The sequence below is a fragment of the uncultured Corynebacterium sp. genome (assembly GCF_947253065.1).
Classification (GTDB): Bacteria; Actinomycetota; Actinomycetes; order Mycobacteriales; family Mycobacteriaceae; genus Corynebacterium.
This window is the reverse complement of sequence record NZ_CAMXWS010000033.1, coordinates 1-20,510: the sequence shown is the minus strand read 5'-3', so window position 1 is coordinate 20,510 and position 20,510 is coordinate 1. Positions and strand designations below refer to the sequence as shown.

The following is a 20,510-nucleotide window of genomic DNA, read 5'->3' as shown; positions in this document are numbered from 1 at the left end:
GGCCCTCCGGACGGGTGGCATCCAGGTTCTGGCGCAGGGCGTGTTCAAGGGCAGCAATATCACGCTCAGAACCGGTAGCAGTAAACGACCGCTTACCTTTACGCGATTTGGTAAACCGCACCGACGTTTTCGGGGCAGGCTTCTCCGGGACCTCCACGATGTCTTTCGCACGACGCTTCAACGTCGCGTAGTTCCCCTCCACCGACAACAGGGCCAAACGCGTCTTCCACGGATCCTTGGCCTTTTTGACCTGCTGCTCAATAAACACCAGCTGATCCAACGACTTCGACGTCGAACGCGCAATACGCACAGCCTGAGCCTGCTGGCGGGAGTGCTTGGTTTTCCCGTAGTAGGTCTCGTGAACACTGGCCCATTCGGTAACACGGTTGGGGTTGGCGCCGGCATCGATGAGCAGCTGAGCATCGAAACTGCCCAGCGAGTCGATGGCGTTGGTGGCACCAACATAAACCGCGAAATCGTTCATGCCCCAAACAATAAGCAGCCGGCGCCACCAAACGCAGGGCGAAGAACCAGGCCTGTGGAAAATGTGGAGAACCCACCCGCAGTGCAACGGGTGGGTTCTTCTGGTGCGCCATGACGGGCTCGAACCGCCGACCTACTGGGTGTAAACCAGTTGCTCTTCCAGCTGAGCTAACGGCGCGCGTGGGAGAAATGCTAGCACGGGGGTGCGCTGGACAACAAAAGGCTAGGTACGTTCCTCTTCTGGCTTGGTTGCCCAGGGGTTTGAGCGGGAGTGTCCGTAGCGGGAACGGGGAGGTGCGGCGGGTGTTTCGGCGATGGAAGCGGTGAGCGTGGCCATTTCTTTTTGCTCTTCGGCGTACCGGCGGCGTTCGCGGATTTCGGAGTAGATGAAGTAAGCGAGGCCGGCTGGCGCCATGATGCCGAACGCGATCCATTGGAGGCCGTAAGAGAGGTGGTTGCCGCGGTCAAGAGTGGGGAGGGGGATGGGGTTGAGAACACCGGGTTGATCAGCAAGCAGTTGCGCGTAGGGGTCGGCCATGTCGATGCCGGTGAGGTCGGAGGCCTGGGCGGTGTTGATGGTTTGCACCATGGTGTAGCCCTGGGATTCGATGGGGTCGATGGCAGACGTGTCGGACATGCGAATGATGCCGTTCAGGGTGGTCGGTTCGGCGGGGGCGGGGTCGATCGTAGGGACGGTGGTGCCGCCTTCGTCCGCAGGTACCCAGCCGCGGTTGATCAGGATGGTTTCGCCGCTGTCGAGCGCAAATGGCACGAGGGATTGGAACGCGGGGGCACCTTCGACGGGACGCAGGCGCAAGATGAGCTCCTGGTCGGGGAGGTAGTGGCCGCGCATGGAAACGCGGGTCCATTCGTCGTTGGCGGAAGCGTCGAGAAGCTTATCGACGTTCACCGGGTCCCCCTCAAACGCCGCCTCGATTTTCTCGTTGCGTTCCTTGATTTCGTGGTCCTTGTTTAGCTGCCAGGGGGACAGCCAGGTGATGGCGAACCAGGAAAACGCGAGGGCGAAGACGAGAGCGAGAGCCCACCCGGGGGTGAGGAAGGTTCGCCATATCGGTGTCGTCTTGCGCGTGTTCACGCGGGTCAGTCTACCTGGCTGCGGGCCCAATCCAGAATGCCATCGGCGGCTGCTTCGATCTGCTCGCGCGTGACGGTGAAGCCTTCGGGCCCGCCGTAGTAGGGGTCTTCGACGCTGGCATTTTCAGGTGCGGCGGGGTCAAACGAACGCAGCAGACGCACTTTTTCCTCGGGTACGCCTTGGGCGACGAGCTCGGAGACATGGCGGGTGGCCAAAGCGACGATCAGGTCAGCGTCCATCTGCTGGCCACCGAATTGTTGGGCGCGGTGGGAGGAGCCGTCGTAACCCGCAGCAGACAGTTCAGCCAGGGCGCGTGAGTCAGCGGGATTGCCCACGTGCCAGCCACCGATGCCGGAAGAGGTGACGCGGACATGGTCGGCCAACCCTGCGTCGATAAGCTTTTGGCGCACGATGACTTCTGCCATCGGGGAGCGGCAAATATTGCCTGTGCACACGAAGTCGATGTGGATCATTGGTCCTCCTTGAAAGCGGTGACAATAGCGGCGAGTTCAGCGGGCGTGTGCGCCGTGGCCCATGCTTGGTCCCATTCGGCCTGGGCGCCGTAACCCCAGGTGACCGCCACCGTGGGCAGACCAAAGTGCGCAGCCCCCTCGATGTCGTGGAGGCGATCGCCGATCATGAGCCCGCGACCTACGTCCACATTATCCAGCACATACGCGATAACGTCTGCTTTCCTACGCCGCGGCCCGTCCTCCTGCGCCGCCCCCAGAAAGTCGATGTATTCGAGCAGGCCCTCGCGCTCCAAAATCGCGCGCGCAAAGCCTTCGCCTTTCGACGTCGCCGTGACCACCTGGAACCCCTCGCTCTTCCAGCTCTCGAGCAGGTCGCGCATGCCGGGGAATGCCTGCGCGTTCTTCCACCCGCTGTTATGCGTGAAGTCCAGGTACGCGGCGAGCCCCTTCTTGCAGGTCGCCTCATCCATGCCCAAACTAGCGAGCGTTTCCTCCATCGGCGGGCCCGGAATGCGCGCGATGAACTCCTCGGATGGGTGCTCCCAACCGAGCGTGTCCAGCGCATGCAGGAAGCCGTCGCGGATGCCGGGGAAAGAATCGATGAGCGTGCCGTCGACATCAAGCAGGAGAGTATTCACGCACTCCAGCATGGCAGTGCAAGACCGTACTGACAATCGCCCTAGACTTGGTTGGCATGACTACGACTGTTGCTGATGTCGTCGCGGCGCTGGAAACCGCGTACCCGCCGCGGCTTGCGGAAAGTTGGGATGCTGTCGGCCTGATCTGTGGCGACCCTGCAGCTGAGGTGTCGCGCGTGGCGTTCGCGCTCGACTGCACCCAGGCTGTTGCGGATAAGGCCGTGGAGCTCGGTGCGGACATGCTCGTTGTGCACCACCCGCTGCTCATGCGTGGCGTGACGTCCGTGGCGGCCGATACGCCGAAGGGCAAGGTCGTGCACACCCTCGTGACCGGTGGCTGCGCGTTGTTCGCAGCGCACACCAACGCTGATTCCGCTCGCCCGGGAGTCTCGGACAAGCTCGCCGAACTCGTTGGTATCACGCCCGGTCGCCCGATCAAGGTCGTCGACCCCGACGCCCGCGACCTGTGGGGTGTTCACATTCCGCCCTCAGACATCACCGCCGTCACGGACGCGCTTTTTAGCGCTGGCGCGGGCTCCATCGGCGATTATTCCAACTGCTCCTTCCAGTGGGACGGCCGCGGCGGTTTCACCCCGCAACCCGGAGCGAACCCGACCGACGGGGAAGTCGGCTCCCACTACTCCGCGCCCGAGACGCGAGTGCAGTTCGTTGCACCATCGCGTTTGCGTGGCCGCCTGACCGAGGTGCTGCGTGAAGTACACCCGTACGAGGAGCCCGCGTTTGACGTGGTGCAGCTCGCGCCAACTGGGGATTTGTCTACGGCGACGGGCCTGGGGCGCGTGGGCGAACTGCCGGAACCGATGACGTTGCGAGAGTTCACGCAGCAGGTCGCGGACGCACTGCCGGAGACCGCGTGGGGTGTTCGTGCGGCGGGTGATCCGGATCAGCTGGTGCAAAAGGTGGCGGTGTCGTCTGGCTCGGGTGACAGCTTTTTGGACGCGGTGCGTGGTCTGGGCGTAGATGTGTATGTGACGTCGGATCTGCGACACCACCCGGTGGATGAGCACCTGCGTGCAGGTGGGCCGGCCGTGATCGACACTGCGCACTGGGCGAGCGAGTTCCCGTGGACGGAGCAGGCAAGCGAGATCGTCGCGGCGGCGTGCCCGGAGGTGGCCACTGGGATTATTAGTTTGCGCACGGATCCGTGGACCATTTCGGCGCACCCGCGCTAAAGAACGCGCTTCATAACGCGCTAAAGACAGAAAAGATTTTTAGGAAAGAAGGCTGACGTGGAACTGGAACTGAATAAGCAACGCACGCTTTTGGCGCTTGCGGAGGCGGAGCGGAGCCAGGCTCATGACGCACCGGCGTCGCCGGAGCAGCAGGAATTAGAAAAGCTCGAGGCGCAGCGTCCGGGGTTGGCGAATGCGGCGGCGGCTGCACAGCTCGCGGTCGATGACTTGGAGGCGGAGATTCTGCGCATCCAGGAGGATGAGCGGAAGCTGAAGAAGCGCGAGTTGGACGATAAGCGTCAGCTCACCGCGGAGACGGATCCGGAGCGTCGGAAGGATCTGGAGCACGACCGTTATGCGGCGAAGTCGCGCATTGCGGACCTTTTGTACGAGCTGAAGGAAGCTCACGGCGAGGTGAAGGCTTTGCGTAATAACCGCGATGTGCACGGCGCGAAGTTGGATGAGCTGGATCGCAAGATCGAGGCTGCGCGTCGCGCGGCGGAGGCCGTCCCGGCAAGGGAAGAGGTCGACACCGAGGCATTGCGCGCGGAACTGCCGTCGAGCGTGCTTGGTGTTTATGCCACGGTTGGTGCTGCGCGTTTCAACGGCCGCACCTGCAACAGCTGCTTCTTGCAGCTCCCGCCAGCGGAACGCGCTGAGGTCATGGCGGTTCCCGAAAATGAGCTTCCGACCTGCCCGAATTGTGGCACTTTGCTGATCCGCATCACGGGTTAAGGGAGGGCGCACGCATGAAGGTGACGGTGTATACCGACGGTGGTTCGCGGGGCAACCCGGGGGTCGCGGGTTCGGGCAGCGTCGTCTACGACGAGGACGGTACGACGTTGGCGGAGATCGCGTACGTCGTGGGGCAGAAGTCGTCGAATAATGTCGCGGAGTACCACGGTTTGCTGCGTGGTTTGGAGGCGGCGCGTGAGCTCGGGGCGAGCGAGGTGGACGTCTACATGGACTCCAAGCTCGTGGTTGAGCAGATGAACGGCCGCTGGAAGATCAAGCACCCGGACATGAAGAAGCTGGCACTCGACGCACGGGACCTCGCCAGCGGTTTCAACAAGGTGTCGTATTCGTGGGTGCCACGCGCGAAGAATAAGAAGGCCGACGAGCTGTCCAACGTTGCGATGGACGCCGCAGCCAAGGGCGACAAGCCAGGCATCGTCGAAGCCAAAAGCTTATCGACGCCCACCGCCACCCCCTCCCACGAAGTCGCCAGCCCCGCCCACTGGCACGGGCACGATGCACCGCGCACCCGGTTCGTTCTGGTGCGCCACGGGCAGACGGAGCATTCCGCGGAGAAACGCTACAGCGGTTCTTCTGATCCAGCATTGACGGAGCTGGGGCACAAGCAGGCTGAAGCTGTGGCGAATGCGGTGGCGAAATTCGGGCAGATCGACGTGATCATTTCCTCGCCCGCGCAGCGCACGCAGCAAACAGCGAAGGCGTGCGCGGCGGCACTGGGGATGAGCGAGACGGAAATTGAGACTGTCGATGGTTTCCGTGAGCTTGATTTCGGCGCTTTCGAAGGGCTGACAAAGGACGAGGCGCGCAACAAATACAGCGAGGAATTCGCTGCGTGGGAAGCCAATGCGAGTAAGGCGCCGCCGGAAGGCGAGAGTCTTTCCACCGTGCACCGTCGCGTGACGCGCACGCGCTTGAAGGTCCAGGAAGCACACGAGGGCAAGACTGTTTTGGTGGTCACGCACATGACGCCGATCAAGTCCGTGATCCGTCAGGCTTTGGAGTCAGGGCCGGATACGTTTAGGCATGTGTTTTTGGATCTGGCGTCGATAAGCGTTGTTGAATTCTATGGCGCAACTGGCGTGATCCGCTGCGTCAACGATGTTGCGCACTTCCGTTAAATAGCTCCGGGCGAGTACAGTTACTGGCTGCGAGTGAGTCGGCCGGGTGATCGCGGCGACCTGTACCGCCACGCATGTGGGCTGGCAGGGGTCGAGGAAAGTCCGGACTCCACAGGGCACGGTGGTTGCTAACGGCAACCCGGGGCGACCCGCGGGAAAGTGCAACAGAAAGTAGACCGCCCGGGAAACCGGGTGAGGGTGAAAGGGTGCGGTAAGAGCGCACCGGCGGATGTGGTGACACAACCGGCCAGGTAAACCCCACCGGGAGCAAGGCAAGAATCCCTGCCACGCGCAGGGATCGTCGGACGTTAAGAGGCTGCCCGCCCAGTTCGAAGGTAGCTGCTGGAGACACCGGGCAACTGGTGTCCAAGATGGATGATCGCCACCCCGCCTAAAACTTAGGTGGGGCACAGAATCCGGCTCATAGGCTGACTCACTCGCCCAGTTTCTGCCAGAATTGGCCGACATGAAGCTCTATGCCGCGCCACTAGATTTCCGTGCGATCGCCGCCGAATTTGACGTGCCAACGGATTTTCCGCCCGAGCTGCACGCCGAGGCGGAAAACGCCCACGACAGGTACGTTGACCAGCGCAAAGATGCGCGCGAGATCGAGTTTGTCACCATTGACCCGGAAGGCTCCATGGACTTGGACCAGGCGGTGGCGATCGAAGCAAATGGTGATGGCTACCGCGTGTTTTATGCCATCGCAGATGTTGCGGCATTCATCGAACCGGGTTCGCGCCTGCACGAGGAGTCACTCAAGCGCGGTCAGACGATTTACCTGCCGGACGAGCCAGCACGACTGCACCCGGAGGAGCTTTCGGAAGGTTCGGCCTCACTGTTGCCGGATGCGGATAAGCCGGCGGTGCTGTGGACCTTTGAGCTCGATTCCGCCGGTGAGCTCACCGACGCGAATGTGGAGCGTGCGCTGGTCCGTTCCGTCGCGCGCCTGGACTATGACGGTGTGCAGGAAAACATGGATAACGGCACGTTGCACCCGTCGATCGCGTTGTTGCCGGAGGTGGGGAGGTTGCGGGCGGAGTCGTCGTTACGCAGGCATGCGATCAACTTGCGCATACCGTCAGTGCGCGTCGTCGAGCTTGACGACGGCCGCTTTGAACTCCTCATCGAACCCCGCCACCGAGTGATGGACTTCAATTCTGAGATTTCTCTGCTGACCGGCATGGCGGCAGGACGAATGATGGAGGAAGCTGGCGTTGGTTTCTTGCGCACCCTGCGTCCGGCGGAAGAAGCAGCGGAACAGACTTTCCGCCGTGAGATCCGCGCGCTGGGCTTTGAGCTTGCCGATGGCGCGGATATCGGTGAATTCCTGCAGTCTGTCGATGCGGATACTCCGCGTGGTATGGCGGTGATGCGTGAAGCGCAGAAGCTGCTGCGCGGATCGGGCTACGTGGACCTTTCCAAGGACGAAGCTGAGGTACACGCGGGGATCGGTGGGTATTACTCGCATGTGACGGCGCCACTGCGTCGCCTGGTGGATCGCTACGCCACCGAAGTGTGCCTGGCGCTGTGCGCGGGTACTGAGATTCCGGAGTGGGTGAGGGAGGATGCCCCGCGCGTGATCAAGACGATGGGCCGCACCTCCCAGCTGGCCAATACCGTTGATCGCGCGTGTTTGAATCTGACGGAAGCGACTGTGCTGCGCCCGTGGCTGGGCCAGAATTTCACCGGCGTGGTGCTGCAGACCAATGATGAAGCCGACACCGCGCGCGTATTCATTGCTGATCCACCGGTGCTCGCCCAGTGCGCCGGGCACCCCGAAGAAGCTACCGAGGTAGCGATGTCCCTTGTTCGCGCTGATGTGGAAGAGCGGGACGTGCTCTTTGCCTGGCCCGCGGACTAGCTGATCACGCGAGCTGGCGCGCCGGGCGTGATCTCCACGATGGTCAGGCCGTCGTCGCTGAGGTTTGCGACCGTCTCGTCTGCTGCAGCATTGGGCAGGTAGACGATCGCTGCCTGCGACATTCCGGCGGCCGCCGGACGCGCTGCACGTGCGCCACGCAACGTGAGCAGCTCAACGAGCTGATCCGGCGTAGGCAGTCCTGGAGTGGTTTCGGGCTGGGCGATGACCTGGAAGAATTCATCAGCACGCATCGAGCGCAGTGCACGGGCTGCATTGCCAGCCAGTTCGGTTTCGGTTTCGCCGAAATCGACCCAGGCACGGGCATCCTCCAGTGTTGGTGCGGAATCCGTGCCGTGGACGTGGTGGCGCGCATCGACCCACTCCACGACGCGATCGGCCGCATTGGGCAGCTGGCGCAGGGAGGAAACACCGAAATTGGTGCAGGCGTCGTCGATGAATTCGCGGCCTTTTTCGACGGTGCGGGTGTCGTCGACAAACGGTGCGCCGTGTGCCGGTGCGACCGAAAAGACCCGTACGCCTGCCTTCGACGGGTGCGGAGCCTGAGTCAGCGAACCATCTGCGTAATCGATCACCGAAACAGTGCCATCGTGGCCACGCAGTGCTGCCGAGTGGCGTGCCCGTAGGACAGGCAGATCAGAGAACGTCTTCGCAGACTGCGAGGCGATCTCGGCGAGGCGGGTGCGCAGCGGGGCAGCGTCGATTTCTTCGTCGCTCCCCAGCAGTGCCAAGGCGACTGCTGCATCAGCCGCATGGAATGCGCCGAGCCCGGCTCCGAGCGGGATATCTGAAACAATCGTGATGTCCATGCCCGCGGTGTCGCGCGAGAGCATCTGCCTGCCGATCAGCGTGTGGATCAAACCGCCGAAGCGCTCTGCCACCGTGTGAGATGTGTTCTCGGCTTCTTCGTCCTCCGGCTCCGCCAGCTTGGCAATGCGCTCGTTTTCCACCGAGTCCTCAAACGTTGTGCCTGCGAAATCGCAGTGCACGTTGATGGTGGAATCCTCGCGCGGGCTCACCGCTGCTGCGGCGCGCAGCTCCGTTAGACCGATGATGGTGATGCCGCCGAAGTGATCCGCATTCTCACCCACCACGACGAACGTGCCCGGGGCATCAGCCGTGTGAGGGGCAGCGGTGCCGGTGCGGCTGCGGTGAAGCTCCGCGATGCGGTCAGACGCAGGGGTCGATGGGGTGGTCCACACAGCCATGGGGGAATGCTCTTCCTTTCGGCCCAGCTAAAAGGGCCCGGTCGGCGGGGCGAAAATTACCCTCACAACAGTACCAACCGGCCACAGGTAGCCTTGTCAGCAGAGCATCTTCGCCTTAGAAAACAATGGAAAGGACGCCACGCTATGAGCGACGAGAAATTCTACTTCCACCCGACCACCCACGAGGTCTCGCAGGGCAAGGCAGGCTCCTGGGATGATCGGATGGGCCCGTATGACACTCGCGAAGAGGCAGAGCACGCCCTGGAGACGGCGAAGCAGCGCAATAAGATCGCTGAAGCGCAAGACGAGGCCGACGACAACTGGGGTCAGCCGGCCTCGTGGGAGAAGTAGAGCTTAAGGCTCGATCTTCTTGAAGGCCTTCTTCACAGCCTTCATTGCCTTCGGATAACGCTCGAGGGCTTTTTCACCGCGGTTGATTTCGCGCTCATAGAGCATGCCGTAGGCGAATGTGTCCTCGCCACGGCGACGTGCGGCTTCGGTGAGCTTTTCAATGCGGTCACGTGATGTCACCGCGTCCTGGAAATCGCCCAAGACCTCCTGCAATTCCTTGCAGGCCTTGGAGAGCTTCTCTGCCTTCAAACCGCTGTCCTTGGCAGCATTGGCGGCATACCGCAGTTTCTTGGCGGCCTTGCGTACGTCATGAACATAGTCCTCGCGCTCGTGTAGCGACAGGGACGTGTCGTGGTAGTGCACCTTGGCTAGCTTGTGGCGCTTGGCCACCTTCTTGTAGCCGCCCTCGAGGTGGTCGAAGAGGATCTCTGCGGAATCACGCGGTTCAGCAGATTCTGTCTCACCGTCGAGCTCCTCTGCGCCGGCATTTGCGGCGAGGGGAGGGTTGGCAAGGAGAGCGTCGATGTCGTCGAGAAGCTTCAGGTAGCGCTCGGAATTCAGGGTGCGCACGATGCGTCGGTGGGCACGCTCGTATTCGACGCGCATGTCACCGCGGATGTGGTCGGCGGCGCTTTCGTCAATCATGCCGGTGGCATCAGAATCAAGCAGTTCCGCGAAGCGTGCCTCGACCACTTCGGCGTCGCGGGCTGTGCCAAGCAGCGCAGCGAGCTCCTTGAGTTCGCTTTCGAGGTGGGCGATTTCTTCGCCGGCGAGAATTCCCTCGAATGTTTCTAACAGGCTGCGCAGCTCACGAGTGGCCACGCGCATCTGGTGGACAGAATCCCATTCGTCGTTGCGGACTTTCGGGTCCCATTCAACGAGGCGGTCGCGCTGCACGCGCAGCGAATCGACGACGGCCTTAGCTGGAGAATCCTCCTCAAGGCCCTCCGTATTCAGGTACGGCGGGAGGGGAGCGTTGTCCACCGAATCACCGAGTGCGGTTGCCAGCTTGGAGGCAGACGCGGACTTGCGTGCGCCCTGGTTGATCAACAGCGACGTGGCTTCGTGCAGGAGGGCGACGCCGCTGACAGTTTCAGACAGCTCACCAGCCAGTTCGACTTCCCATTCACGCCATGACGTCTGCTGGCCACCGGGCAGGAGCGACCACGCGGTGACGCGGTCGTCGCAGAATTCGGCGATTTGGTCACCGGCGACGTCGAAAAGCGGTGTTTCGGCGCGCTTGTTGTCTACCTGCGCGATGGGTGCGAGTGGTTCGTTGCGGATAATCGCGCGTACCGCGTCAAGCAGTTCCGCGGGCGGGGTTGCGGGATCGGACAGTTCGGCGTGCAGCTCCGTGCGGCCGTGAGAGCCGGGGAGTTTGATGTGCCAACCGTCGTCCTTGCCGCCAGTGCGGCGCCGCAGCGTGATTTTTGCGCGGGTGAGACGTAGATCCGCGGTGTCGTAGTAGATCGCGGACAAGCTGTGGTGGGCAGTTTCGCCTGCCGACGCCACTGCAGACAACGCAGTCAAATCGGGGGGCGCGATGGTCTCATCCACCGCGAATTTTGCTTCGACCTCGATGAATGTTTGTGAGCTCATTGGGGCTGACCTTCTTTCCGGGGGTCAATTCACTCACCTTCCACTCTACCGAGCGGATGCTGCTCCGGAAGGGCCTTAAGCTCACTACGCTGGTGGGCATGAACAGCCAACAAGAAAACGTTCTGCGCGACGTTGAAGAGCGGGATATCCGCTTCATCCGCCTCTGGTTCACGGACCTTTTCGGGGAGCTGAAAACCGTGATGATGTCCCCGGCGGAGCTGGAGACAGCTTTTGATGAGGGCGTCGGCTTCGATGGCTCTTCGATCGAGGGCTTTTCTCGTGTGTCGGAGTCGGACACTCTGTTGCTCCCGGACCCGTCGACGTATCAGCCTCTGCCTTTTGATGTAGAGGACGGGCTGCAGACCGCGCGTATGTTCTGCGATATCTCTATGCCGGACGGCAATCCGTTGTATGCGGATCCGCGCCAGGTGCTGCGCCGCCAGTTGAACAAGGCAGCGGACGCGGGATTCGAGTGCATGGCTAGCCCGGAGATTGAGTTCTACGTGCTCAAAGGCGATGAGCCGAAGCCTGTTGACGACGGCGGGTACTTCGACCAGGCCAAGCAGAACCAGGCACCGCGGTTCCGTCGTCAGGCTGTTTCCGCGCTGGAGTACATGGGCATTGTCACGGAATTCTCCCACCACGAAGGTTCGCCAGGCCAGCAGGAGATCGACCTGCGCCACACGGACGCGTTGACGATGGCGGATAACGTGATCGCCTTCCGCTACGTGGTCAAAACAGTCGCGGAATTCAATGGCGTGCTAGCCACGTTCATGCCCAAGCCTTTCCGCGAGTACAACGGTTCGGCGATGCATACGCACTTCTCGCTTTTCGAGGGCGACGACAACGCATTCCACGACCCGGACGATGAGTACTCGTTGTCCAAGACTGCACGCCAGTTCATCGCCGGTTTGATCGAGCACGCGGGGGAGATCTCCGCGGTGACGAACCAGTGGGTGAATTCGTATAAGCGCCTCCAATTCGGTTCGGAGGCACCGACGGCAGCGACATGGGGCGTGTCTAACCGTTCGGCGATGGTGCGCGTGCCCACGTACCGACTGCACAAGAGCGCTTCTCGACGCATCGAGGTCCGCACCATCGATTCCGCCGCCAACCCGTATTTGGCGTATGCGGCGATCTTTGCAGCCGGACTTGATGGCATTGAAAAAGGCCTCGAGCTTGGCGAGCCCGCTGTGGACGACGTGTTCGCGCTGACCCGCCGGGAGCGCCGCGCGATGGGCTATAAGGACCTTCCGGGCTCGCTGGACGCGGCACTGCGTGTGCTGGAGAAATCCGAATTCATGGCAGAAGTGCTGGGCGAGCAGGTCTTCGAATTCTTCCTGCGCTCCAAGTGGGATGAGTGGCATGCCTACGAAGATCAGATCACCCCGTGGGAACTGGCCAATAATCTGAATCTCTAGAAAGCTCTAGAAAGGAATCATGGCTCGCAGTAGCTCACCGTCGCCTGCGCAACTGGCGCTCACTGGGGCGCATGCGGCTGAGGATTTAGAGAAACTCGGCTGGAGCGACAACGATGTTTTGTACACGCTCGGCGGGTCGGGCAATCCCGATCTGACGCTGAACACCAGCTTCCGGCTCGCGGAAGCACTGGGCGATAAGTACGAAGAATTGCGCCAAGCGCTTATCGACGACGACGTGCTCCGCGTCCGCCTCTTCGCCCTGCTTGGTGGCTCCACAGCTTTGGGCGATCACTTGGTGGCGCACCCGGAAGAGTGGAAGCTACTCGCAGAACCGTTGCCTACCTCCGAGGAGATTTTCCAGGCGATGCTTTCGGCGGTGGATGCGGAGCCGGTGGAGGGGGACCCGACGGCGTCGAAAAGCATTGATTGCACGGGCACTTACCGTGCGGCGGTGAGTGGACCTGAGGCGAAGAAGCTGCTGAAAAATGCTTACCGCACGCTGGTGATGCGCGTTGCGGCGGCGGATCTGGCGGGCACGTATTCGGCGTTCAAGGGCTACGGCGCGCATCAAGATGAGCTGGGGTACAACGAGGTCACCGAGCTGTTGACCACGATCGCGGATGCCGCGCTGACGGCTGCTCTGGCTGTGGCCGTGCGCTCGGTGTATGGCGACGATGAATATGACGGCAAGCTCGCTGTCATCGCGATGGGCAAATGTGGTGCGCGGGAGCTGAATTACATCTCGGATGTGGATGTCATCTTTGTCGCGGAACCTGCCGATACCCATGCCACTCGTGTGGCCAGCGAAATGACATCCGTGGGTAATGCCGCGTTTTTTGATGTGGATCCGAACCTGCGCCCAGAAGGAAAATCCGGCGCCTTGGTGCGCACCCTTGAATCGCACGAGAAGTACTACAAGCGCTGGGCTGAAACGTGGGAATTTCAAGCGCTGCTGAAGGCCCGCCCAATGACGGGCGACATGGAGCTCGGCCAGGCGTATTACGACCGGCTGCGACCCATGGTGTGGGAGTCCTCCCAGCGTGATTCTTTTGTGGAAGACGTGCAGGCGATGCGTCGCCGCGTGTTGTCGAATGTGCCGGAAGACATGCGGTCCCGTGAGCTCAAACTTGGCTCTGGTGGCCTGCGCGATGCGGAATTCGCCGTCCAGCTTCTGCAATTGGTGCACGGGCGTATTGATCCTTCGGTGCAGACGCAGAACACCGTTACCTCGATCGAGGCACTGTCCGCTGGTGGCTATATCGGCCGTGAGGATGCCGCTGACCTCGTCGAAGCATATGAATTCTTGCGCCTTTTGGAGCACCGCCTGCAGCTGCACCGTTTCAAGCGCACTCACACGCTGCCCGCTGATGATGATGTGGAAAACCGCCGTTGGCTGGCACTCACTTCCGGGTTTATCACTTCGCCGACGGCGAATGCTGTTGATGAACTCGACCGGCGCTTGAAAAAAGAGCGCAAGAAGATCACCGACCTGCACACGCGTTTGTTCTACCGTCCGCTTTTGAATTCGATCGCGGGCATGAGTGTCGGAGAGGCGCAGCTCGGCGCGGAAGCTGCGAAAACCCGCCTGAAAGCGCTCGGCTACACGCACCCGGACCGCGCCTACGAGCACCTTTCTGCCCTGGCGAAAGGCAGTTCCCGCAAGGCGAAGTTGCAGCAAATCCTCCTGCCCACGCTCATGGCGTGGCTGGGGGAGACCGTGGATCCGGATGCTGGGCTGCTCAACTACCGGAAGCTGTCTGAAGCAGCGGTGGACAAGTCGTGGTTCTTGCGCATGTTGCGCGATGAAGGCGTGGTGGGCGAGCGTCTCATGCACATCCTGGGCACGTCGCCGTACGCAGCGAACCTGCTCATTTCCGCCCCGGATGTGGTGAAACAGCTTGGCGACGGCGCCTCCCAACCCAAGCTCCTCGACACCGCCCCCGACCGTGTCTACAAAGCACTCGTGGCCGCGACCAAACGCCATGATGATCCCGACAAGGCAGTGAAGATCGGCCGCTCACTGCGTCGCGCGGAGCTCGCTCGCATCGCATCGGCTGATCTGCTCGGCTTCATAGATGTCCGCGAAGTCTGCGAGCAGCTCTCTTGGGTGTGGGACGCCGTCCTTGAAGCCGGCATTCGTGCCGAGATCCGCGCCGATCTGATCGAGCGCGGCGTCGAAGAACCACTCGCGCGCATCGCCGTGATCGGCATGGGCCGCCTCGGTGGCCAGGAGCTGGGCTATGGCTCCGATGCAGATGTCATCGTTGTTGCTGAACCTGCCGAAGGCGTCGAGGAAGCAGAAGCACTCGCGTGGGCCGCCAAGATCATCGATCAGATGCGCAAACGCCTGTCCAAGCCGTCCGGCGACCCACCACTCGAAGTCGACCTGGGCCTGCGCCCGGAAGGCCGGTCCGGGCCGGTCGTGCGCACCATTGCCTCGTACGAGCGCTACTACAAAGAATGGGGTGCCGTGTGGGAGAAACAAGCACTGCTGCGTGCCACCTATGTCGCCGGTGATAGGGAAGTGGGCACTGAATTCCTCCAGCGCATCGATCAATTCCGCTACCCCAAGGGCGGTGCCACCCAGGCTGACATCCAAGAGATCCGCCGTATCAAGGCACGCGTGGACAACGAGCGTCTGCCCCGCGGTGCGGACAAGGCCACCCACACCAAGCTGGGCCGTGGCGCCTTGTCGGATATCGAGTGGACTGTCCAACTACTCACCATGATGCACGCCGATGAGTACGAGGAATTGCACAACACTTCTACGCTTGAGGTGCTGGATTTTTTGGCCACAGACGAAGCCAACGGCATCATCACTACACCACAAGCACGCACGCTTACTGGCGCCTGGCTGCTCGCCACCGAAGCCCGCAACGCCCTGGTACTCGTCACTGGCAAACGTACCGACCAGCTGCCTGGCCCGGGCGCGCAGCTCAACCAAGTCGCCGGTGCCGCTGGCTATGACCCGCATGATGCGCAAGCCTTCCTGGACCACTATCTGAAAACCACGCGCCGGGCTCACCGCGTGGTGGAAGAAGTGTTCTGGGGCGAAGAGCCGTCCTTCGAATACGACGACTAGGTGCCGCCAGCACAACTATGCTGGCGGGCATGGCTGTGAACCTGTCGATCGATTTGAATGACGCGACGTATGGCGACCTCGTCGCGCTGGTGGAAGCTGCACGCACTGCCGGCGCTGATTCCGCCACCTCGGTGGAGCTGGACGGCACGACGTTGAAGGTGTCGGTGGCGGCGCCGTCGGTAAGCATGGCGCGTAGAGCTGAAGAGCATCATGCCCGCGATAACGCCGGTTTTGAGGACCGCGTTATGCCTGTGCTGGGCGAGAATGCTGTGCGCGGAATCATGGATATTCTCACCGGACGGCAGGATCCTCCCGGCGCGCACAGGCGTTAACGTTTTGGAAAACACGGCGGCGCGCTACCCCCTCCCTATCAATTAGTGAGCAAGGGCACGTAGACTCCAATGGGTGGATTACATCTCAACGCGCGACACATCAGCTGCCCCGTCCAAGTTCACCGACATCCTGCTGTCCGGGCTTGCCCCCGACGGCGGTTTGTACGTCCCCGTGGCTTACCCACGCATTACCGACGAGCGCCTCACGCAGTGGCGCAGCGTGCTCGCCGAGGGTGGCTACGCAGCGTTGGCCGCTGAGGTAGTCAAACTCTTCGTTAGCGATATTCCGCCGGCCAAGATCGAAGAGCTCACCGCGAATGCGTACCGTACCCCGGTCTTCGCAGACGAGGAGATCGTCCCGGTGAGCAAGCTCGAGGACGGCCTGTTCATCGCGCACCTGTCCGAAGGTCCTACCGCGGCATTCAAGGACATGGCAATGCAGCTGCTCGGCGAGCTCTTTGAATTCGAGCTTGCCCGCCGCGAGGCAACACTGAATATTCTCGGCGCGACCTCGGGTGATACTGGTTCTTCGGCGGAGTACGCGATGCGCGGCCGCCACAACATCAATGTCTTCATGCTCACGCCTGCTGGCCGCATGACCCCGTTCCAGCAGGCGCAGATGTTTGGGCTTGACGAGCCGAATATCTTCAATATCGCTCTCGATGGCGTTTTCGATGACTGCCAGGACGTGGTCAAGGAAGTCAACGCGGATGCCGCGTTCAAGGAAAAGCACCACATTGGTGCGGTGAATTCCATCAATTGGGCACGTCTGCTCGCCCAGACGGTTTACTACGTGTCTACTTACATCAAGGTCACCGAGAGCAACGACGAGCAGGTCTCTTTCTCCGTTCCGACGGGCAATTTCGGTGATATCTGCGCAGGCCACATTGTGAAGCAGATGGGTCTGCCGGTGGATAAGCTGATCGTGGCCACCAATGAGAACGACGTGCTGCACGAGTTCTTCACCACAGGCCAGTACCGCCCGCGTTCCGCAGCGGAGACACACGCGACGTCCTCGCCGTCGATGGATATTTCCCGCGCCTCCAACTTCGAGCGTTTCATCTTCGACGTCATCGAACGCGATGCGCACCAGACCGCTGAACTCTTCGGAGTGAAGGCCAAGGGTGATGGCTTCGAGCTCGAGGATCACATCATGGAGGAGATCCGCACCCGCTACGGGTTCCTGTCCGGTTCGTCCAAGCACGCAGATCGCGTATCGACGATCCGTGACACTCACGCCACCCACAACGTGCTCATTGACCCGCACACTGCTGACGGTGTCTTCGTTGCCCGTGGTGTGGCTGACCAGGTGGACACCCCGATCGTGGTGCTGGAGACCGCCCTGCCGGTGAAATTCTCCGAGACCATCGTTGAGGCCACCGGCGAAGAACCGGATGTTCCGGAGCGCTTTGCACACATTATGGATGCGGACCGTCATGTCGTGGATATGCCGAATGATGCAGATGCGGTGAAGAAATACATCGCTGAGCAGGAAGATCGGTCAGCTGGCGCTGGGCAGTAGACTTTAACCACCTAAGCAACCGGCAGCAGGAGGGATTCCCCATGGCTCAGGAACAATTCGCAGGACCAGAGCACTACACCGAATTCGATCCGGAGAAATTTCTTCGCGATATGAACCTGATCAAGGAATTCGGCGAGAAGGGCGAAAAGGGTGGCGCAGAAGAGACGGGTAAATCCGATGCCGGAGAGCAGCACTCCTAATCACCTGGCTCCTGCTGCGTCACCTTCTGCCGGCAATGAGACGTTGTGGGCAGCGCTGGTGGTGATCGTCTCTTTCGTCGTGGCTTCCGTGGCGTGGCTGGGCGTGACCACCGCCCAGAACCCCACACCGACTGCGCAGGAGCGTCAGGAACGCAACGAGGTACAAACTCCTGCCCACCCGCAGGGTGAGGAAGATGCCGACCCCGCGATGGGGTTCAGAGTGTCCTCACCGACATTCGCGCTGTGGGCGCCAGGAACGAAGATCCAGGCGACGGATCATTACCCACAGCCGGGTGAGCAGTTCACCGCGCAGTCATGCACTGTCGCTTTCAGCTTCAGCGGACCTGATGGGCGTAACTATGCCGTCACTGCAGGTCACTGTGGAAAAGAAGGCGACCTGGTGTGGCCGACCACGGCGGAAACCGTCAATGATTTCGCTGTTGAAGCAGGCCACTACATCTACTCGGGGCTCTACAGCGAAGACGTGGGCGAGGTAGGGGATATCGATGTCGGAATCATCGAGATCACCGACCCCGACCGCTACATGGATCTGGTGGGCAAGCCGATCGAGACGGCCCTGTATTCCGGGGAGATCTCACCAGGGGAACGCATTTGTAAGACCGGTGCCACTACTGGATTTACCTGTGGTGAATACGAGGCGACTAGTCGCACGCAGATCATCCGTACCGACAACGACACCGAGCGTGAGACCTTCGGCGACATCGCCCACGTCTGCGCACTGCCGGGCGATTCGGGCGGACCAGTGTTCAAGATCATTGGGGATCGTGCCAGCATCATCGGAGTGGTCTCCGGCACCGAAGCAGGTCGTGCGGACGAACCATGCGACACACCCGGCGCTGAAGCCAAGATGATGTCCTATTCCAATTACCAGCAGGTCATGGAAGTCATCGACCGTGTTGTGCCCGGCGTGGACTGGGTGGGGCAGACGTGGTGAAGAGCCGCGGCGTGGATAAGCAAAGCCCCTAAGCCCCGTGATCCTGCGCGATCATCGGATCGTGCCACCACGCATCAACCTTGCCGCGCGCACGTGTGAGACGGTGCACCATCTCGGGGGAATAGGTGTAGAAGCGGATCTCTTCCACGGCGCGGGGGCGACGCACGTCATTCCACGTCTCATGAATGCGCTTCGCGGCGTTCTCGCTGTCGGTGTACCAGGTCATGGTGACGTAATTTGAATTGCCATAAGCCGGGTTGTGCGCGTAATCGATCGAATCTGCCTCGCCGTCGAGCGCGACGGTGAGCATGCGCTGGATCGTCTCAGCAGGCAGCGTGGAGTAACAAAAACCATTGAAGGTCACGCGCACATTATCCGGAGTGGTCAACCCCAGCGAATCAACGCAATTCTGCTCGAGCAGACGGCTGACATGGCCTGTGAATTCCGGTAAATCCGTCAACGCGAGCTCGGTGACATCGCCCGTCACCGCAACACCAGTGAACGTTCGAGTCGTCTTCGCATCCGCAATGAAATGCGCGCGTATCGACGCCCGCACCTGCTCCTCACTCGTCTCCGGCGGCGCCGGCTTCGGCACAGGCGACACACTTGGCTTCCCATCGGAACCCGTCACCGTGGTCACCGCCGCAGCGCGCGGTGAAGACGCAGTAGAAGCAGCCTTATCCATGCGCTCTGATGCCCCCGACTCGTAATTGATCACGCCAACAGCAAGCACAATGCAGGCGATGAACAGCGCACCGAAACCAACGATGAATACGGGCGTGGAAATACGGTGACGGGGCTGATTCTGCGGAACCGACGAGCTCATAATGCATATGACTTTAGTTCACCCACCCAACCAAGCGACGTAGACTTGTGCGGCGAGTAATTGGCGAATCAAAGAAAGGAACCTCGATGCCCATCCCGGAATTCATCGTGGCCACACGCGAGAAAATCGGCACGGATCTGATGTGGATCCCATCGGTTGTGGCTGTCGTCCTGCGCGATTCCACGGATGATTCGCCGTGGGCGGTGCCCGAGGTCCTTCTAGTCAAGCGCGCTGATAATGGTCAGTGGACCCCTGTGACCGGTATTTGCGACCCGAATGAGGAACCGCACGATGCGGCTGTGCGTGAGGTCGAGGAAGAAACCGGCATTCGTGCCACCCCGGCAGCACTGCTCGGTGCGGGCGCCGTGGGCCCGATCGTGCACGCCAACGGCGATAATGCCAGCTACATGTCTGTTGCCCTGCGCCTTGAGCCGACCGACCCCGCCGCCACACCGGTGGTCGGTGACGATGAGTCGAGCGAGGTCGGCTGGTTCTCCATCGCCCAAATGCCTGTCACCGACCCCAAGTGGCGTCTGGTCATCGCCGATGCTGTGGCGCAGCGCAAACACCCGGCCGCATTCAACCCGCGCATGGGCTTTGCAAAGCGCTAGGTGCCCTTGTCTCAGTTTCAGATCGGCATTGATGTCAGCGAGTATCAAGACGGACTGAGCCTTGTCCAGGCTGCTGCGGAGGGCATTGAATTCGTGATCATCCGTACTACCGATGGCACGTATCAGGACCGCACATTCAGCTCACATTTTGAGGACGCGCAGCGCGCGGGACTTCCAGTGGAGGCCTACCACTACCTGCGTAACCCGTCGGAGGGCACGACCATCGCGGAGCAAGTCGCCGCTGCTTGCGCGGTGATGGGGGACAATATCGTGCCGATGTGGCTCGACTGCGAAACACCAGCCGGCCTGCGCCTTGAGCACGTGCGTGAAGCACGCGATCTCTTCTACGCCGCGGGCATTCCCGTGGCCGGGATTTATACCTACCCGCGCTACTGGCGGCGGCGTATGTTCGGCGCTGCCACCGCAGAATTCGGCGCGGTCTGGGTCGCCGACTACGGCCGAGATGATCACGGCTCTCCGAGCATGCTTATCGACGATCGTCCCTGGCCCCGCGACATCGGCAAACAAACCCCTACGATGTGGCAGTTTGGCTCACGTGGCGCGGTTGCGGGCTATAGCGTCGACGTCAACGCTCGTCGCGTTAATTAGCAGGCCAGTTCTGCTGCGGGACGCCCGGCTGTTGCGGGGCACCCGGCTGCGGTGGGTATGCCTGGTACATCGGCTGCTGCTGGAACTGCTGCTGCTGGAACTGCTGCTGCTGGTACTGCTGCATCGGCTGGTTCTTCTGGCCGCGGCGCAGCACC

General features: G+C 61.4%; 19 protein-coding genes, 1 tRNA gene, 1 other RNA gene and 1 pseudogene. 14 read left to right on the top strand and 8 right to left on the bottom strand.

Going from position 1 to position 20,510, the window contains the following annotated elements; all coding sequences use genetic code 11:
• The 5 genes and pseudogenes from Q0X21_RS08125 to Q0X21_RS08105 form a co-directional block, all read right to left on the bottom strand.
• Positions 1-484 (bottom strand): annotated as a pseudogene (locus Q0X21_RS08125) (hypothetical protein); the annotation flags it as partial.
• A gap of 101 nt (positions 485-585) precedes the next feature.
• A tRNA-Val gene (locus Q0X21_RS08120) sits at positions 586-661 on the bottom strand.
• 45 nt (positions 662-706) lie between these two features.
• Positions 707-1,579 (bottom strand): SURF1 family protein, encoded by an 873-nt coding sequence (locus Q0X21_RS08115; RefSeq protein ID WP_297851403.1) that lies wholly within the window; start codon positions 1,577-1,579, stop codon positions 707-709.
• A gap of 5 nt (positions 1,580-1,584) precedes the next feature.
• Positions 1,585-2,052: a low molecular weight protein-tyrosine-phosphatase gene (locus tag Q0X21_RS08110; protein WP_297851402.1), complete on the bottom strand. Its 468-nt coding sequence runs from the start codon at positions 2,050-2,052 to the stop codon at positions 1,585-1,587.
• Entirely contained in the window at positions 2,049-2,690 is a 642-nt protein-coding gene (locus Q0X21_RS08105) for an HAD-IA family hydrolase (protein ID WP_297851401.1), read from the bottom strand. Before Q0X21_RS08105 ends, Q0X21_RS08110 begins: the two co-directional genes overlap by 4 nt.
• Positions 2,691-2,746: 56 nt before the next feature.
• Between Q0X21_RS08105 and Q0X21_RS08100 the strand changes: the two genes are divergently transcribed.
• The 5 genes from Q0X21_RS08100 to Q0X21_RS08080 all read left to right on the top strand — a co-directional run bounded on the left by Q0X21_RS08100 (position 2,747) and on the right by Q0X21_RS08080 (position 7,621).
• Entirely contained in the window at positions 2,747-3,883 is a 1,137-nt protein-coding gene (locus Q0X21_RS08100) for a Nif3-like dinuclear metal center hexameric protein (RefSeq protein ID WP_297851400.1), read from the top strand.
• Positions 3,884-3,940: 57 nt separating this feature from the next.
• The gene (locus tag Q0X21_RS08095; protein WP_297851399.1) at positions 3,941-4,618 is read left to right on the top strand and encodes a C4-type zinc ribbon domain-containing protein; all 678 of its coding nucleotides are present in this window, start codon (positions 3,941-3,943) and stop codon (positions 4,616-4,618) included.
• Between the two features lie 14 nt (positions 4,619-4,632).
• On the top strand, positions 4,633-5,757 hold the full coding sequence (locus tag Q0X21_RS08090) for a bifunctional RNase H/acid phosphatase (RefSeq protein ID WP_297851398.1): 1,125 nt from the start codon (positions 4,633-4,635) through the stop codon (positions 5,755-5,757).
• 34 nt (positions 5,758-5,791) lie between these two features.
• Positions 5,792-6,197, top strand: an RNA gene (gene rnpB / locus Q0X21_RS08085) — RNase P RNA component class A.
• A 26-nt stretch (positions 6,198-6,223) separates the two neighbouring features.
• Complete coding sequence (locus Q0X21_RS08080) at positions 6,224-7,621, top strand: RNB domain-containing ribonuclease (RefSeq protein ID WP_297851397.1); 1,398 nt, start codon at positions 6,224-6,226, stop codon at positions 7,619-7,621.
• Here the strand turns inward: Q0X21_RS08080 and Q0X21_RS08075 are convergent.
• Entirely contained in the window at positions 7,618-8,847 is a 1,230-nt protein-coding gene (locus Q0X21_RS08075) for a galactokinase (RefSeq protein ID WP_297851396.1), read from the bottom strand. The genes Q0X21_RS08080 and Q0X21_RS08075 overlap by 4 nt on opposite strands.
• A 144-nt stretch (positions 8,848-8,991) precedes the next feature.
• Here Q0X21_RS08075 and Q0X21_RS08070 point away from each other — a divergent pair, with 144 nt between their 5' ends.
• The gene (locus Q0X21_RS08070; RefSeq protein ID WP_297851395.1) at positions 8,992-9,198 is read left to right on the top strand and encodes a hypothetical protein; all 207 of its coding nucleotides are present in this window, start codon (positions 8,992-8,994) and stop codon (positions 9,196-9,198) included.
• A gap of 3 nt (positions 9,199-9,201) precedes the next feature.
• Here Q0X21_RS08070 and Q0X21_RS08065 read toward each other — a convergent pair whose 3' ends face one another.
• Positions 9,202-10,797 (bottom strand): CYTH and CHAD domain-containing protein, encoded by a 1,596-nt coding sequence (locus Q0X21_RS08065; RefSeq protein WP_297851394.1) that lies wholly within the window; start codon positions 10,795-10,797, stop codon positions 9,202-9,204.
• A 98-nt stretch (positions 10,798-10,895) separates the two neighbouring features.
• Here Q0X21_RS08065 and Q0X21_RS08060 point away from each other — a divergent pair, with 98 nt between their 5' ends.
• The 6 genes from Q0X21_RS08060 (at position 10,896) to Q0X21_RS08035 (ending at position 18,309) form a co-directional block, all read left to right on the top strand.
• The gene (locus Q0X21_RS08060; protein ID WP_297851393.1) at positions 10,896-12,218 is read left to right on the top strand and encodes a glutamine synthetase family protein; all 1,323 of its coding nucleotides are present in this window, start codon (positions 10,896-10,898) and stop codon (positions 12,216-12,218) included.
• A gap of 19 nt (positions 12,219-12,237) precedes the next feature.
• Positions 12,238-15,300, top strand: a complete 3,063-nt coding sequence (locus Q0X21_RS08055) for a bifunctional [glutamine synthetase] adenylyltransferase/[glutamine synthetase]-adenylyl-L-tyrosine phosphorylase (protein WP_297851392.1) — start codon at positions 12,238-12,240, stop codon at positions 15,298-15,300.
• Positions 15,301-15,329: 29 nt separating this feature from the next.
• Positions 15,330-15,632: a hypothetical protein gene (locus Q0X21_RS08050; protein ID WP_297851391.1), complete on the top strand. Its 303-nt coding sequence runs from the start codon at positions 15,330-15,332 to the stop codon at positions 15,630-15,632.
• Between the two features lie 73 nt (positions 15,633-15,705).
• Positions 15,706-17,154: a threonine synthase gene (gene thrC, locus Q0X21_RS08045; RefSeq protein WP_297851390.1), complete on the top strand. Its 1,449-nt coding sequence runs from the start codon at positions 15,706-15,708 to the stop codon at positions 17,152-17,154.
• A gap of 41 nt (positions 17,155-17,195) precedes the next feature.
• On the top strand, positions 17,196-17,354 hold the full coding sequence (locus Q0X21_RS08040; RefSeq protein ID WP_297851389.1) for a hypothetical protein: 159 nt from the start codon (positions 17,196-17,198) through the stop codon (positions 17,352-17,354).
• Complete coding sequence (locus Q0X21_RS08035) at positions 17,332-18,309, top strand: S1 family peptidase (protein WP_297851388.1); 978 nt, start codon at positions 17,332-17,334, stop codon at positions 18,307-18,309. The genes Q0X21_RS08040 and Q0X21_RS08035 overlap by 23 nt, the downstream gene beginning before the upstream one ends.
• A 28-nt stretch (positions 18,310-18,337) precedes the next feature.
• On the opposite strand, the gene Q0X21_RS08030 is transcribed toward Q0X21_RS08035, so the two are convergent.
• The gene (locus Q0X21_RS08030) at positions 18,338-19,135 is read right to left on the bottom strand and encodes a hypothetical protein (RefSeq protein WP_297851387.1); all 798 of its coding nucleotides are present in this window, start codon (positions 19,133-19,135) and stop codon (positions 18,338-18,340) included.
• An 86-nt stretch (positions 19,136-19,221) separates the two neighbouring features.
• Here Q0X21_RS08030 and Q0X21_RS08025 point away from each other — a divergent pair, with 86 nt between their 5' ends.
• Together Q0X21_RS08025 and Q0X21_RS08020 are read left to right on the top strand one after the other, a co-directional pair.
• The gene (locus tag Q0X21_RS08025; protein ID WP_297851386.1) at positions 19,222-19,746 is read left to right on the top strand and encodes an NUDIX domain-containing protein; all 525 of its coding nucleotides are present in this window, start codon (positions 19,222-19,224) and stop codon (positions 19,744-19,746) included.
• A 6-nt stretch (positions 19,747-19,752) separates the two neighbouring features.
• Positions 19,753-20,355: a glycoside hydrolase family 25 protein gene (locus Q0X21_RS08020; RefSeq protein WP_297851385.1), complete on the top strand. Its 603-nt coding sequence runs from the start codon at positions 19,753-19,755 to the stop codon at positions 20,353-20,355.
• Positions 20,356-20,510: the final 155 nt, after the last annotated feature.

Coding starts and splice junctions, on each gene's coding strand:
- Q0X21_RS08110 (WP_297851402.1), bottom strand. CDS start 2,052: ATGATCCACATCGACTTCGTGTGCACAGGCAATATTTGCCGCTCCCCG.
- Q0X21_RS08100 (WP_297851400.1), top strand. CDS start 2,747: ATGACTACGACTGTTGCTGATGTCGTCGCGGCGCTGGAAACCGCGTAC.
- Q0X21_RS08090 (WP_297851398.1), top strand. CDS start 4,633: ATGAAGGTGACGGTGTATACCGACGGTGGTTCGCGGGGCAACCCGGGG.
- Q0X21_RS08080 (WP_297851397.1), top strand. CDS start 6,224: ATGAAGCTCTATGCCGCGCCACTAGATTTCCGTGCGATCGCCGCCGAA.
- Q0X21_RS08075 (WP_297851396.1), bottom strand. CDS start 8,847: ATGGCTGTGTGGACCACCCCATCGACCCCTGCGTCTGACCGCATCGCG.
- Q0X21_RS08070 (WP_297851395.1), top strand. CDS start 8,992: ATGAGCGACGAGAAATTCTACTTCCACCCGACCACCCACGAGGTCTCG.
- Q0X21_RS08065 (WP_297851394.1), bottom strand. CDS start 10,797: ATGAGCTCACAAACATTCATCGAGGTCGAAGCAAAATTCGCGGTGGAT.
- Q0X21_RS08060 (WP_297851393.1), top strand. CDS start 10,896: ATGAACAGCCAACAAGAAAACGTTCTGCGCGACGTTGAAGAGCGGGAT.
- Q0X21_RS08055 (WP_297851392.1), top strand. CDS start 12,238: ATGGCTCGCAGTAGCTCACCGTCGCCTGCGCAACTGGCGCTCACTGGG.
- Q0X21_RS08050 (WP_297851391.1), top strand. CDS start 15,330: ATGGCTGTGAACCTGTCGATCGATTTGAATGACGCGACGTATGGCGAC.
- Q0X21_RS08040 (WP_297851389.1), top strand. CDS start 17,196: ATGGCTCAGGAACAATTCGCAGGACCAGAGCACTACACCGAATTCGAT.
- Q0X21_RS08035 (WP_297851388.1), top strand. CDS start 17,332: ATGCCGGAGAGCAGCACTCCTAATCACCTGGCTCCTGCTGCGTCACCT.
- Q0X21_RS08030 (WP_297851387.1), bottom strand. CDS start 19,135: ATGAGCTCGTCGGTTCCGCAGAATCAGCCCCGTCACCGTATTTCCACG.
- Q0X21_RS08025 (WP_297851386.1), top strand. CDS start 19,222: ATGCCCATCCCGGAATTCATCGTGGCCACACGCGAGAAAATCGGCACG.